At 39.8% G+C, this 13,839-nt stretch carries 12 protein-coding genes and 1 tRNA gene; 9 read left to right on the forward strand and 4 right to left on the reverse strand.

Annotated features, from left to right (window positions below):
• Positions 1-45: 45 nt before the first annotated feature.
• The 7 genes from ftsH to PUND_RS06505 all read left to right on the forward strand — a co-directional run bounded on the left by ftsH (position 46) and on the right by PUND_RS06505 (position 7,643).
• Positions 46-2,019 carry an ATP-dependent zinc metalloprotease FtsH gene (ftsH, locus tag PUND_RS06475; protein WP_041709666.1) on the forward strand — a complete coding sequence of 658 codons (1,974 nt, stop codon included), beginning with the start codon at positions 46-48 and terminating at the stop codon, positions 2,017-2,019.
• A 211-nt stretch (positions 2,020-2,230) separates the two neighbouring features.
• Entirely contained in the window at positions 2,231-3,076 is an 846-nt protein-coding gene (gene folP, locus PUND_RS06480) for a dihydropteroate synthase (protein WP_010388006.1), read from the forward strand.
• Positions 3,077-4,426: a phosphoglucosamine mutase gene (glmM, locus tag PUND_RS06485; protein WP_010388007.1), complete on the forward strand. Its 1,350-nt coding sequence runs from the start codon at positions 3,077-3,079 to the stop codon at positions 4,424-4,426. It begins immediately after the preceding gene.
• A 72-nt stretch (positions 4,427-4,498) separates the two neighbouring features.
• Positions 4,499-5,248, forward strand: coding sequence for a triose-phosphate isomerase (gene tpiA / locus PUND_RS06490; protein ID WP_010388008.1), 750 nt, complete (start codon positions 4,499-4,501; stop codon positions 5,246-5,248).
• Between the two features lies 1 nt (position 5,249).
• The gene (gene secG, locus PUND_RS06495) at positions 5,250-5,603 is read left to right on the forward strand and encodes a preprotein translocase subunit SecG (RefSeq protein WP_010388009.1); all 354 of its coding nucleotides are present in this window, start codon (positions 5,250-5,252) and stop codon (positions 5,601-5,603) included.
• Between the two features lie 76 nt (positions 5,604-5,679).
• Positions 5,680-5,764 (forward strand) — tRNA-Leu (locus tag PUND_RS06500).
• 250 nt (positions 5,765-6,014) lie between these two features.
• Positions 6,015-7,643 carry a methyl-accepting chemotaxis protein gene (locus tag PUND_RS06505; protein ID WP_010388010.1) on the forward strand — a complete coding sequence of 543 codons (1,629 nt, stop codon included), beginning with the start codon at positions 6,015-6,017 and terminating at the stop codon, positions 7,641-7,643.
• Between the two features lie 105 nt (positions 7,644-7,748).
• Here the strand turns inward: PUND_RS06505 and PUND_RS06510 are convergent, their stop codons facing one another.
• The 3 genes from PUND_RS06510 to PUND_RS06520 form a co-directional block, all read right to left on the reverse strand.
• Complete coding sequence (locus PUND_RS06510; RefSeq protein WP_010388011.1) at positions 7,749-8,156, reverse strand: type 2 periplasmic-binding domain-containing protein; 408 nt, start codon at positions 8,154-8,156, stop codon at positions 7,749-7,751.
• A gap of 12 nt (positions 8,157-8,168) precedes the next feature.
• Positions 8,169-9,314, reverse strand: coding sequence for a porin (locus PUND_RS06515; RefSeq protein WP_010388012.1), 1,146 nt, complete (start codon positions 9,312-9,314; stop codon positions 8,169-8,171).
• Between the two features lie 240 nt (positions 9,315-9,554).
• The gene (locus PUND_RS06520) at positions 9,555-10,151 is read right to left on the reverse strand and encodes a LuxR C-terminal-related transcriptional regulator (protein ID WP_010388014.1); all 597 of its coding nucleotides are present in this window, start codon (positions 10,149-10,151) and stop codon (positions 9,555-9,557) included.
• 375 nt (positions 10,152-10,526) lie between these two features.
• Here PUND_RS06520 and PUND_RS06525 point away from each other — a divergent pair, with 375 nt between their 5' ends.
• Positions 10,527-12,749 (forward strand): TonB-dependent receptor, encoded by a 2,223-nt coding sequence (locus tag PUND_RS06525; protein WP_010388016.1) that lies wholly within the window; start codon positions 10,527-10,529, stop codon positions 12,747-12,749.
• A gap of 71 nt (positions 12,750-12,820) precedes the next feature.
• Here PUND_RS06525 and PUND_RS06530 read toward each other — a convergent pair whose 3' ends face one another.
• A complete protein-coding gene (locus PUND_RS06530; protein WP_010388018.1) occupies positions 12,821-13,186 on the reverse strand; it encodes a hypothetical protein in 366 nt (121 codons plus the stop codon).
• 49 nt (positions 13,187-13,235) lie between these two features.
• Here PUND_RS06530 and PUND_RS06535 point away from each other — a divergent pair, with 49 nt between their 5' ends.
• Entirely contained in the window at positions 13,236-13,781 is a 546-nt protein-coding gene (locus PUND_RS06535; RefSeq protein WP_010388019.1) for a GNAT family N-acetyltransferase, read from the forward strand.
• The last annotated feature ends 58 nt before the right edge of the window (positions 13,782-13,839 follow it).

The raw sequence follows: 13,839 nt of genomic DNA on the forward strand, positions 1-13,839 counted from the left end.
TGAATTTAAATTAATTGGATACAAGAGGTTAACCCCTTGAGCGATATGGCGAAAAATCTAATACTCTGGCTGGTTATTGCAGTTGTGCTTATGTCAGTATTTCAGAGCTTTAATGGCGGCGATCAAGTTGATCGTCAAACAAGTTACAGTCAATTTGTTAAAGATGCCCGTAGTGGCTCTATACAAGAAGTGTCTATTGAAAGTGGCAGTGGCACAATTACTGGCATAAAAAATAGTGGCGAGCGTTTTCAAACGATTATGCCGATTTATGATAAAGATATTTTAAATGATTTGTTAAAAAGCGATGTAAATGTCAAAGGTGTAAAACCTGAGGAACAATCGTTTTTAGCAAGCATTTTCATTTCTTGGTTCCCTATGATACTGCTAATTGGTGTGTGGATTTTCTTCATGCGTCAGATGCAAGGTGGCGGTGGCAAAGGCGCCATGTCATTTGGTAAAAGTAAAGCCCGCTTAATGAGTGAAGATCAAGTTAAAACGACCTTTGCTGATGTAGCTGGTTGTGATGAAGCCAAAGACGATGTAACCGAGCTGGTGGACTTTTTACGTGACCCTTCTAAGTTTCAAAAATTAGGCGGTAGTATTCCTAAGGGCGTACTTATGGTTGGTCCTCCAGGTACAGGTAAAACATTACTTGCGAAGGCGGTTGCCGGTGAAGCAAAAGTACCGTTTTTTACTATTTCAGGTTCCGATTTTGTTGAAATGTTTGTGGGTGTTGGTGCATCACGTGTACGTGACATGTTCGAACAAGCTAAAAAAGCAGCGCCTTGTATCATCTTCATCGATGAAATCGACGCAGTAGGTCGTAAGCGTGGCGCAGGTATGGGCGGCGGTCATGATGAACGTGAGCAAACGCTTAACCAAATGCTAGTTGAGATGGATGGCTTTGAAGGCAATGAAGGTATTATTGTTATTGCTGCGACTAACCGTCCGGATGTTCTAGATCCAGCATTACTTCGCCCTGGTCGTTTTGACCGTCAAGTTGTGGTTGGTTTACCAGATATTCGTGGTCGTGAGCAAATTCTAAAAGTACACATGCGTAAAGTACCGTTAGGTGATAACGTTGAAGCGGCAGTGATTGCTCGTGGTACACCTGGTTTCTCAGGTGCTGATCTTGCTAACTTAGTGAATGAAGCGGCTCTTTATGCAGCACGTGGTAATAAACGTGTTGTTAGTATGGCTGAATTTGACGCTGCAAAAGATAAAATCATGATGGGTGCTGAACGCAAGACCATGGTGATGAGTGAGCAAGAAAAAGAAATGACTGCTTACCATGAAGCAGGCCATGCCATAGTTGGTCGTATGGTGCCTGAGCACGATCCTGTTTATAAAGTATCTATTATACCACGTGGCCGTGCGCTAGGTGTGACAATGTATTTACCAGAGCAAGACCGTGTTAGTCACTCTAAAGAGCTACTTGAGTCTATGATTTCTAGCCTCTATGGTGGCCGTATTGCAGAAGCCATTATTTATGGTGAAGACAAAGTAACTACAGGTGCAAGTAACGATATCGAACGTGCAACTGACATTGCTCGCAAAATGGTTACACAATGGGGTTTAAGCGAAAAGCTAGGTCCATTACTTTATGCTGAAGATCAAAACGAAATGTACATGGGTGGCGGCGGTGGTCGTTCTATGAGCATGTCGGACGAAACAGCTAAAGTAATTGATGCAGAAGTACGTTTGTTCTCAGACCGCAACTATCAACGTGCAGAATCAATACTGAAAGAAAATATTGATATTTTACACGCAATGAAAGATGCACTGATGAAGTATGAAACTATCGATGCGAAACAGATTGATGATTTAATGGCGCGTCAGCCAGTACGTGAACCACGTGATGCGCATGACCGTCATGAAGCTAAACCTGAAAAGGAAGATGTTTCTAAAGATAAAGCAGTTGATGAAATACAAAAACCAACTAGCGAATCTAAAAACGACGACTCTAAACAAGATGACTCTAAAAAAGATGAAACAAACCTTGATGATAAAGCGGAATAATCGTTAAAATAACGTATCCAAAAGCCCCGAAGTTCGGGGCTTTTTTGTATCAGATTGCCGTAATTAATAAATTATACCAATGCGCTTAATAAAGTTAGCTACTTTGGATAGGAAAACCGTGCATTGTTACCGTCCGACTTTCCTCGCTTAAAATGGTTAAGTATCATAACGAGTTGGTATTACACTGCAGAAACATATTTTAGGGTTAGCGATGAATAATAAAATTAACCTTGCACGTGGTCGAGTGCTTGAACTCAGCGAACCCGTTATTATGGGGATAGTAAACGTTACTCCTGATTCATTTTCAGATGGAGGCCAGTTTTTTAATACAACAGCTGCACTCAATCATGCGATGCAGTTACTTGATGAGGGAGCGACTATTTTAGATATCGGTGGTGAATCTACACGCCCGGGTGCTCCCGATGTCAGCCTTGAAGATGAACTACAACGCGTTATCCCACTTATTAATGCTATTCGTGAGCAAAGTGATTGCGTTATTTCAATCGATACCAGTAAAGCTGAAGTCATGCGTCAAGCCATTGAAGCAGGTGCCGATATTGTTAATGATGTGCGAGCACTGCAAGAGCCTGGTGCAATAGAGGTGGTTGCTCAGTATCCTGACGTAGTCGTGTGCTTAATGCATATGCAAGGACAACCGCGAAGTATGCAAAACGCCCCTCACTATGATGATTTAGCAAGCGAGATAAATGACTTTTTTAACCAGCGTATCGCCACATGCGAAGCTGCTGGTATAAAACAAAGCCAGTTAATATTAGACCCAGGTTTTGGATTTGGAAAAACACTTAAACACAATTATCAAATATTGGCTCAATTTAATGACTATGCGCAGCTTGGCTTACCGCTGCTTGCGGGGTTATCACGTAAGTCAATGATTGGTAATTTACTCAACAGAGATACAAAAGATAGATTAGCAGGCAGCTTAGCTGGCGCATTAATAGCTGCACAAAACGGTGCGCATATTATCCGTGTGCATGATGTTAAAGAAACCGCAGACGTGCTTGGCGTATATCAAGCCTGCAAACAAGGAGTACTTTAAATGAAAGAAAGAAAATATTTTGGCACAGACGGTGTGCGTGGTTTAGTAGGTCAAGGGCCTATTAATCCTGAGTTTGCAATGAAGCTAGGTTGGGCTGCAGGGCGTGTATTATCACAACATGGCACAAAAAAAGTCATTATTGGTAAAGATACTCGTATTTCTGGTTACATGCTTGAAACTGCATTAGAGTCTGGTCTAATTGCTGCCGGCATTGATGTTATTTTACTTGGCCCTATGCCAACGCCTGCCGTTGCTTATTTAGCGCAAACGTTTCGCGCAGAAGCGGGTATTGTGATCAGCGCATCCCATAACCCTTATTACGATAACGGCATTAAGTTTTTTAATGGCCAAGGCCTAAAGCTAGATGATGTTGTAGAGCTGCAAATTGAAGCCATGCTTGACGAACCTATGACCTGTGTAGCCTCTGATAAGCTAGGTAAAGCAACACGCTTATCAAGCGCTGATGGCCGTTATATAGAGTTTTGTAAAAGTCAGTTTCCACAAGGCTTATCACTTGAAGGGCTAAAAATAGTTTTAGATTGCGCCAACGGTGCAACCTACCACATAGCACCTTCAGTTATGCGAGAGCTTGGTGCAGAGGTGATCACCCATGCGTGTGAGCCAAATGGGGTTAATATTAACCATGAATGTGGTGCAACTCACGTAGATACACTAAAGCAAAAAGTACTTGAGCATAAAGCAGATGTAGGTATCGCTTATGATGGCGATGGCGACCGGGTGATGATGGTTGATCATAATGGCCGCGTATTTGATGGTGATGATTTAGTTTACATTATTGCTTGCCAAGCCGCTCAAGATGACAACCTAGGTGGCGGAGTTGTTGGTACTGTAATGTCGAATATGGGTCTTGAAAATGCGTTAAAAGCCAAAAATATTGCTTTTGCTCGTAGCAAAGTGGGTGACCGTTATGTGATGGAACTACTGCAGCAAAAAGGCTGGAAAATAGGCGGCGAAAGCTCAGGTCATGTTTTAAATCTAGATTTGATTAGCACTGGCGATGGCATCATTTCAAGCTTACAAGTACTTGCTGCTATGGTGGCTCAAAACCGTACACTTCAAGATTTAGGCGCTGGATTTACTAAGTACCCAATGAAAATGATTAATGTGCGATACACTGCTGGTACCGATCCAACCCAAGCACCAGAAGTGCTTGCTATTGTGGCTGAAGTAGAGCAAAGCTTAGCAGATAAAGGCCGTGTATTACTTCGTAAGTCAGGTACTGAACCTGTTGTACGAGTGATGGTTGAAGCGGAACAAGAAAAAATAGTTATCGATAGCGCTCAGAAAATAGCAGCGGTTGTCGAATCTATGAGCAAACAAACTGATTGAGAACAATAACCTCTTGTAACTTTGGGCGAGTCGAGTTAATATCTCGCCCGCTTTCTAATGTGGAGTGGAAAAATGGCAACACGCAAGGCGATGGTCGCAGGCAATTGGAAAATGAATGGTTCATTAGAACTCGTTGAGCAACTGTCTGATGCTATTAACAATGTTAAATCTTCTGAAGTAAACATTGTTTTATTTCCTCCGTTTCCACTGATATCAGCAATGATTGCAAGTGGTGTAACTACTGGGACACAAACAGTTTCAGAGAATACGCCAGGTGCCTTTACTGGTGAAGTAGATGCCCAGTTGGTAAAACAGCTAGGTGCAAAATATGTACTGGTCGGTCATTCAGAGCGCCGCAGTATATACAAAGAAAGCAACGATACCGTAGCCGCAAAATTTGCTCGCGCCCAACAAGTAGGTTTAACACCTATATTATGCGTCGGAGAGAGTGAAATAGAGCAAGAAAACGGTCAAACAGAACAGGTAGTTGCTGCGCAGATTGACGCAGTAATTAATAAATTAGGTGTAGCAGCACTGAAAGAATCTGTGATAGCATATGAGCCCGTTTGGGCTATAGGCACAGGTAAGACTGCATCGCCTGAACAGGCGCAAAGTGTTCACAAATTTATCCGTGACAAAATTGCTTCACTAGACAGCGATTTAGCACAAGGGCTAACCATCTTATATGGTGGTAGCGTAAATGAAAAAAATAGCGAATTATTATTTGCACAAACAGATATAGACGGCGGCCTAATTGGTGGCGCAAGTCTAAAAGCAGAATCATTTACTGCTATCTGCAATAGTGCAAAAGGGACCGTATAAGATGTACGAAATTTTATTAGTAGTGTATTTAATTGTAGCTTTAGCGCTTGTTGGTATGGTTTTGATCCAGCAAGGTAAAGGTGCTGACATGGGCTCATCATTTGGTGCAGGCGCATCGTCTACTGTTTTTGGTTCTTCGGGAGCCGGTAACTTTATGACGAAAACGACAACAACTCTGGCAACTATCTTTTTTGTGTTAAGTATTGTTTTAGGTAACCTGACTGCCGGTCAAATCAAAAAGACTGACGAATGGGAAAACTTAGAAGCGGCTCCAGCTGTTGAAACTGTAACACCAGTTGAAGAAGATGTTCCAGTAACATCAACTAAAGAGCAAAGCTCTGACGTACCAAATTAATTAGTTTAAATTGTTAAGTTGCTCTCTTTCCTCGAGTTAGCTTTAAGACTTAACGCTAAGCGATAGCTTAAAAAATGCGGATGTGGTGGAATTGGTAGACACGCTACCTTGAGGGGGTAGTGCTTTCGGGCGTGGGGGTTCAAGTCCCCCCATCCGCACCAAATATAAAAACCAGTAACAGCAATGTTACTGGTTTTTTTGTGCCTAAAATTTAAAATATTAAACAACTCTTTTTGGATTAATGTTGAACATTGAGTAGAACACTCTATATTTCAATTGTAAGTGTTTATGAAAGAATACTACTGTATATTTAACTTTATGTATAAAAAGCATCAAAAGTTAAAAATAAAGTTAACATTTTTGTATCTTAAGCCGATAATAACTATAGATAATTAAACGGGGTAAATTAATATGGCTTCAGGTTTCTCTTTTAAAAACCTCAGCATTACTAAAAAAATACATGCAATTACATCTATAGCGATAATCGCATTTTTAGTAATTGTTTTGGTTAATTACTTTGCTATGAACGAAAATCGCATATCACTTGATGAAATGGAGAAATCTTCTTATAAAGTTGCCAAATTAACCTTGGCTAATGTAAGCATTTTAGAAAAGTTAGATGAGTTATATACTCAGGCTGTAACGTTTGGCGAGCAAGATTTAGTAACAAAAGCGAGTGAAACTTACCTGCAGCTCATCATGAATATAGACGCAATAGAAACAATTAATGCATCTTATATTAATAGCGACACAAAAACGCGACTGACTAATTATGAGAAAATATCTGCAACGATTGCCAACGGTATGGTTAATGGCACGGCTGATTTTAGTAAAATACAACAACAGGCTCAGCTTAAAACAAGCCTTTATGAAGCTGTTTTAACTAGCTTTAAAAGTGCGCAGCAAAAAGCAGATGATCGCTTCTTCCAGCTTGTTGCTAATACAAAAGCACGCTCAGATGATGCACTTAACTTAATGCTGGTTGTTGCGGTTGTATCATTAACACTGTTATTGCTTATGGCTATTTGGATTGCACGTAATATTGGTTCATCAGCCAGTGATGCCGCTAATAACCTGAGTCTTTTAGCAAGTGGTAAAGGGTCATTAAGTACAAAGCTTGCCGTTAACTCTGAAGATGAAATAGGTCAGGTATCAATAAACTTTAATGCATTCATTAGCTTGCTTAGAGAAACCGTTTTAGAAGTCATCGCGGTATGTGAACCGTTAATGGAAAACTCAACCCGTCTTGTACAGGGGATGGAGCGAGCTGAGCGAGCAACCACTAAGCAAACTACCGATGCCGATGTTGTTAAACAGTCTATGGAAGAGATGAAGCAAAGTGTTGGCGATATTTCACAATCAGCAGCAAGCGCATCTAATGCCGTGCAAACAGCAGAAAAAGAAGTAGATCAAAGCCGTGCTCAAGTAAAAATGTCTGTTAACGCATCGCGCACTCTAAGCGATGAAATTAATATAGCGGCCAACACCATTAATAAGTTAGCCGATGACACTAAAAATGTATCGCAAATACTAAATGTAATTACATCCATTGCCGAGCAAACAAACTTATTAGCCCTAAATGCCGCAATAGAAGCTGCACGCGCGGGTGAACATGGACGAGGCTTTGCTGTGGTTGCTGATGAAGTCCGTGAGCTTGCATCACGCACTGCACAGTCAACCAATGAAATTCGTGAGTTATTAAGTACCCTAAGTGTCGCAGCCAATGAATCTGTGACGGCTATGACCTCTGCAAGAGATATGGCAACCGATAATGCCAGTGCAGCAGAGCAAACCGGTGTTTCGATTGAAAAAATAGCCGAGCAAATACTAGAAATTAATGGTATGAACTCGCAAATTGCAGCAGCAACTGAAGAGCAAACCTCAGTAGCCGCAATGGTTGTAGACAACGTATCTAATATGCATGTTTCATTCGAAGATACGATGAGCTCACTCAAAGCCGTAAGAGATGTGGCTAAAAACTTACATTACCTTTCAGATAACTTATTAGATGCAACTGCTAAGTTTAAAATTGATGAGTAGTCGTTAAGGCGATATTTTAATGTTTTATTAAGGTTGTAAATAATAGGCATAAAAAAGCCCGCAATAAAGTATTTATTGCGGGCTTTTTATTTTTAATTTAGCAGATTAATACTTGCCTACTACTTTGACTTTATCACTTGCTTTAGCGCTATCAATATAGCCAATCGCATCTGTATTAGCAGCTACAAAATCAATCACGGCTTGGTCATTATCCAGTTTACCTGGAGGTGTGCCTTTACCAGTAAAAACCAGCTTTGACCAATAAGCATTTAACTGGCTGCCTGACTTACCAACAAGCTTGTCGTTAAATTCATCAGCTACCGCAGTACCATTTTGGTTAACAGGGTTTACTTTGGTGCCATCAGCAAACGATTTGCTCTTGCCAAGGTATATTTTTTTAATATCGTCTTGGCTTACTGCATTGGCATTCGCTGGGTTAACGATTACTGCAACTTCAGCAAATGCTGCAGTACTACATAGTGTTAGCATACTGGCTAAAATTAATTTCTTCATCATTCGCTCCAATTAAAATACTAAATCAACGCCAACGGCAACTACGTCAGTTTCAGTATTTGAGATATCATCTTTTAGGCGGCTAAAGTCTACTTTAAAGGCAGCCATTGGGTGGAAGTCATAACGAGCACCAATCGTGTATACATTACTCTTAGCTTTAGAGCCTTCCAAAACTTGGTTAAGCCCAGCATTTAACGGCGGTACATTTGGTAGTGCATTATAACGATTACTATCATGCTCATCATCGTTGTTTTCATAGGTTAAATGAACAAGCCAGTCGTCCATACGGTAGCCTAAAGATGTGTAATATTGAGTTTGCTTAGCGAGCGCACTGTTATCTACTTCAAACTGTGTGTATTCAGCGTCGAACAAGATATTGTTGTAATCAATTGAAAAGCCAAGTGCTAAAAATGCACCATCGTCTTCGTCAATAGCAATACTGTTTGCTTGATCAACAAAACCTGAGTTACGAAGGGCTTGTTCTAAGCCATTAAGCGCCATACCTTCGGCCGTATCATTTTCAATCTCAATACTTGTTTCAGCAACAAAGTAAGCAGCGCGAGCACTGAACCAATCGTAACTCAATGTCCAGTTTAACCCTGCAATGTCGTTAAGCTCGGTATCACCGTTAACAGATACTACGGCAATGTTATCATCGAAGCTGCCGTAAATAACCTGAAGAGTAGAGTCCCAATCACCAAGTTGAGTTGTATGTAATAAGCTTAGGCCTTCATAGGTTGAAAACGGTAAGTTATATACAGACTGAGGTGGGCGCACCCAGCGGTAGGTATAGCCAACATCTAAAAAGTCAGAGTAGCGATAAAAAGGTGCACGCATTTTACCAGCACTGATTTGTAATTCGTCAGATATCTCATAAGTTAAGTATGCCCATTCAAAGTCGGCGTCAAAATCATTTTCGCCGCGAGCCACTATCTGCGCTGTAGCGGATAGCTTCTCTTGCAGGTCAGCGGTTAGCTGAAGAGCAAACACGCTTTCATTTTTAAATGAAATATCATCATCATATCCATATAACGTTTGATCACTATCGAGCGACTTACCACCGACAATAGAAGCAAACCCATTAATACGAACTTCAGCACTCGCGTTACTTGTGGCAAGTGCGCAACAAATTGCTACTGCTACAGATAGTTTTTTCATTGTGTATCCTATTTAATTTCATGTGTATCCCGCTGCAGTATAAGATGAGTATTAACTTTTTTCTAATTAAAATTAATAAATTAAGTACTTTTCACTACTTTTTTGCAACAAGAACGCATGGCTGTGATTGAAAATTAAGGATTTTTTTATCTAAGGTAATGTAACCAACTGGGTTGTTTGAGTTATTTATGGTGAGGTTATGTTTATTGCAGTACGCATTAAGTAGTAATTATTTTTTAGTTATGAGCGCGTATTTATATTTTTTAGGTTATCTTGGCACCAACGAATTGCCTGCTGTTTATTTTTGACCGCTATTTTTTTATAAATTTTATGTAAGTGTACTCTAACCGTAGCTTCACTTATAAATAAACTATCAGCAATAGCACTGGAATGAAGACCACTAAAGAGTAGGTTAAGCACTTTAATTTCTTTATCGGTTAGGTTACTTGTTTGCAAAGCATTTTTTTGCTCTGTATCGAGCATTTGGCGCATCCAAATATCACTGATTGTGCGTGGAAACCACAATTCTCCTTGTGTAATTGCATCTAACCCCCTGTTGAATAGCTCTTCATTGGTGTCTTGATAAAAAAGACCTTTTAAGTTTGGCCATTCTTTTAGTGAAATAACATCAGTATCTTTAGGAATATTAAAAATAACCAATCCCTGATAATTATTGATTTGTATAAAATGGCTCAGAAGTTCGTAATTTGTAAGCGTATTGAGTGCTGAATAGCTGACTAACAATATGTCGCTATTTAATGTTGTAAAAAATAACGGATTGTAGGGGGTGTTATTAAAAAGCATGTTTGCTGATTGCGTGGTCTGTTTTTTTGTCATGCTTTTCACCTAAAAATGGTTTTGCTTAATATTTAAATATAAAGGGTCTTTGGATATTGTCATAACTTCAAGTAGCTTTAATGTGTTTTTTACAATAAACCAGCTGTATGATTAATGAGTAATATCGGTGGTGGTTAGTATTAAAGTCTTAATTTAAATTAGAACTGCGTCATTGTTTAGATAATTAGTTTAGGTTAAAAAGTTAAAAATTAATTTTTTTTTGCTTAAACTAAAGTTAAATATACATATTGTAACTTTTATGTAATACAATACACTCCCAGAGGAAAGATGCATCTAAAGCATCTTTTTTTATGCCTACAATTTATGTTTACACAGCATAACGCATAATTAAATTAATACTCTTTGGAGAAAACCTTGAAATTACGCACCCTCTCACAGTTAAGTTTAGCGGTTATTGCAGCCCTAACAACTTCCGCAAATGCACAAGAAGCTAAAACGACAGCCAAACAAGACGCGTTTGAAAAAATTGAAGTGACAGCTCGTAAACGTACAGAGAGCTTGTTCGAATCTCCAACTGCGATTACATCAATAGGTGCTAACCTTATTGATAAAGCCAATATGGGTAACTTAGAAGATATTGGTAAATACGTTCCTAACTTAAACATTACTCGTTATGGTGTTGGTAATGCAGCACATGCATCAGTGTTTATTCGTGGTATTGGTTTGCAAGATCACATTATAACAACCGATCCAGGCGTAGGTGTTTACCTAGATGGTGTTTACTTAGGTCGCCAAATGGGGTCTAACTTATCACTTCCTAATGTAGAGCGAGTTGAAGTTCTACGTGGGCCACAAGGCACACTTTATGGCCGTAACACATTAGGTGGTGCAGTAAACGTAATTACTAAACAACCTGGTGATGAAGGTATTCTAACAACAACCGCTAAAGTGGGCAGTCGTGGTCGAGTTGCGGGTGATATTTACTTTAATAATGCACTAACTAACGATCTAAGCATGTCAGCAAGTGCATCATACAAACAACGTAATGGGGTAGGTACAGCAGTAAACTTAGCTAACCCTGAAAAAGAAATTGGTGAAGAGCAAGAGTTTAGTGGTCGTATCGCACTTAAATACGAAGCAACCAGTGATTTAGCGTTTACCTTCTCGCTAGATGGCGTTGATAATGAGTCAGGTCAATCGCCTTATACTATTGAACTGACAGATTCATTAGATTCAAATGATGTCTTTAATGGCGATTTCCCATTATTAACTGAAGACTTAATTCCTCAAAACCCTGATGATTTAGGCACAACGGTTGCAGGTATTGAGTCAACTTCATATTCTGGTTGGGGCACGTCATTTACAGCTGACTGGGCCATTAATAACACGTATACAGCTAAGTTTATTTCAAGCTACCGTACTTCTGAGTATGAAGGTGGCTTAGATGATGATGCATCACCACTTAACTTATCTGAGTTCCCAGAAGTAGGCGGTGCAGATCAATACTCTTTTGAAGTTCAGCTAAACGCAACGTTTGATAAAATGGACTTTGTATCGGGTCTATACTTCTTTAATGAAGATGGTTTTACTCGCTCAGAAGATTTTGTATTTAGCCCATTTAACACGCCAAATGGTCTATTGAATGATGGTGTTACTCCGTCATTTGGTGGTTTTGGCTTTTTTGAAATCAATCAAGAAACAAACTCATACGCAGCTTACATCAACGGTAGTTACGATTTAACTGATGATTTAACAATCGGCGGTGGTCTTCGTTACTCAGAAGATAAAAAAGATGCGAATGCTATTTTCCCAACCTTCCCTGAACGTAAAGACATTAGTGCAGACTTTAATGCAGTAACATGGGACATTAATGCTTCATACCAGCTTAGCAATAATATGAATGTCTACGGTCAAGTGCAAAAAGGTTACCAAACAGGTGGCTTTCCACCGCGCCCATTTGGTGGTCCGGATCAGTTTGTATCGTTTGATGAAACCAAAGCAGTTAACTACGAGATTGGTTTAAAAGGCCAGGTACATGAAAATGTATCTATGATGCTTGCAATGTTTGTTACTGACTACACTGATTTAGCATTGCCATTCTCAGATCCAACCGCGGGCGGTGGCTTTGTAACTATCGTTGAAAATGCAGGCCAGTCTAAAGCGCAAGGTATTGAGCTTGAAACCACAATTGCACTAACCGACGACTTTACTATTCGCACTGCAGTAGGTTACTTAGATTCTGAAATTACAGAAGTGGCTGAGGGTGTACAAGGTATTGGTAAAGGTGACTCACCAGCACTGACACCTCGTTGGACAGTGATGGTTGCTCCATCTTACTTTGTTGATTTAAGCAATGGTGGCACTGTTGCATTAAATGCAAACTACTCGTACCGTAGCGAAATGCAAGGTCAGTCAGTTTTCAATAAAAGTGAAACGATTGATTCGCGTGAGCTAGTTGGTTTTAATATTTCTTACACTAATCCATACGGCGATATGGAAGTAACGCTATATGGTGAGAACGTATTAAACGAAGTTTACGATGTAGGTCGCCTGCAGCAAACTGGCTTTGTTGGCGTAATGCGCAGCAATGATCGTAGTGAGTTTGGTTTAAAATTCAAAAAAGACTTTGAACTATAATCTATAACTTGCTCTAAAAATAAAACAAAAAAGGTAAGCCATGGCTTACCTTTTTTTATGGTTAAAAATAATTAACCTTCTTTATGCTCTTCACGTGCTTGCTCAATTTCTGCCGCAATTTCACGTGCTTTTTGCTTAGTTTTTTCAGTTAGCTCGCCAGCCGCTTCTTTGCTTTTGATCCATGCATCAACAGCTACTTCTTTGCCGTCATCGTACATGTCTAAGCCCATCGCTTTACTCTCTTCGAGTAGCTCATTTAATGACTCGTCATTTTTAAGCTCATTGGTTTTTTCTTTAACGTCGTTCCACGTTTCGTTTAGCTTTTCTTGAACTTCAGCGCTCGTTTGTTTGGCGTCTTGTTTCACTTCGTTGGCATCTTCACACCCTGTTAGTGTAATTAAAGTGCCTAATAATGCTAAACCTGCTAATTTCTTCATTGACTATCTCCTTTAGTGAAAAATATATTTCAGAGGTAACTATACAACAATGAAAATGAACATAGCTGTAACAACACGATTAAGTTTTAAATTAATGGACGAAAATGATTGGCAGCAATTATATGAGCTCGATCAAGACCCAGCAGTTATGCAGTATTTAACTCAAGGTAAACCTACCACTCTTGAAGAGATAAAAACGAAAGCCATTCCAAGAATGCTCGCTTATCGCAATGAGCAACAAGGTTGGGGGCTATGGCAAGTAACTCTGCGTGAAAGTAATACTTTTATTGGCTGGGTGCTTGTTCGGCCGATGGGCTTTTTTTCAGATACGCCTGACTTTAGTGATATTGAAGTAGGCTGGCGGTTTAAACGAGCGAGTTGGGGTAAGGGTTATGCAATTGAGGCGGCACAAGCGATTTGCTCAACGATTGAAAAACAGTCGCAAGTAAAGGTAATCAGTGCCACAGCGCTGACCGCCAACGTTGGCTCAATTAACATCATGAAAAAGCTCGGTATGCAGCTACAGCACTATTATATTCATACTGATGATGGCTCAAACTTAACTGCTGCGCTTTATTCAAAGCCCTGCAGTTGAGCTAAAACTTCCTAAGCCTCAAAAATGTAGCATCTAAATATTGACCTGATGTTTGTTA

Origin of the sequence: Pseudoalteromonas undina, assembly GCF_000238275.3 — a bacterium.
Taxonomy (GTDB): Bacteria; Pseudomonadota; Gammaproteobacteria; order Enterobacterales; family Alteromonadaceae; genus Pseudoalteromonas; species Pseudoalteromonas undina.

Bases quoted from the DNA above. Each gene is read 5' to 3' on its own strand.
- folP (WP_010388006.1), top strand. From the start codon at position 2,231: ATGAATAATAAAATTAACCTTGCACGTGGTCGAGTGCTTGAACTCAGC.
- PUND_RS06510 (WP_010388011.1), bottom strand. From the start codon at position 8,156: ATGAAGAAATTAATTTTAGCCAGTATGCTAACACTATGTAGTACTGCA.
- secG (WP_010388009.1), top strand. From the start codon at position 5,250: ATGTACGAAATTTTATTAGTAGTGTATTTAATTGTAGCTTTAGCGCTT.
- PUND_RS06515 (WP_010388012.1), bottom strand. From the start codon at position 9,314: ATGAAAAAACTATCTGTAGCAGTAGCAATTTGTTGCGCACTTGCCACA.
- tpiA (WP_010388008.1), top strand. From the start codon at position 4,499: ATGGCAACACGCAAGGCGATGGTCGCAGGCAATTGGAAAATGAATGGT.
- PUND_RS06535 (WP_010388019.1), top strand. From the start codon at position 13,236: ATGAAAATGAACATAGCTGTAACAACACGATTAAGTTTTAAATTAATG.
- PUND_RS06520 (WP_010388014.1), bottom strand. From the start codon at position 10,151: ATGACAAAAAAACAGACCACGCAATCAGCAAACATGCTTTTTAATAAC.
- ftsH (WP_041709666.1), top strand. From the start codon at position 46: ATGGCGAAAAATCTAATACTCTGGCTGGTTATTGCAGTTGTGCTTATG.
- PUND_RS06505 (WP_010388010.1), top strand. From the start codon at position 6,015: ATGGCTTCAGGTTTCTCTTTTAAAAACCTCAGCATTACTAAAAAAATA.
- glmM (WP_010388007.1), top strand. From the start codon at position 3,077: ATGAAAGAAAGAAAATATTTTGGCACAGACGGTGTGCGTGGTTTAGTA.
- PUND_RS06530 (WP_010388018.1), bottom strand. From the start codon at position 13,186: ATGAAGAAATTAGCAGGTTTAGCATTATTAGGCACTTTAATTACACTA.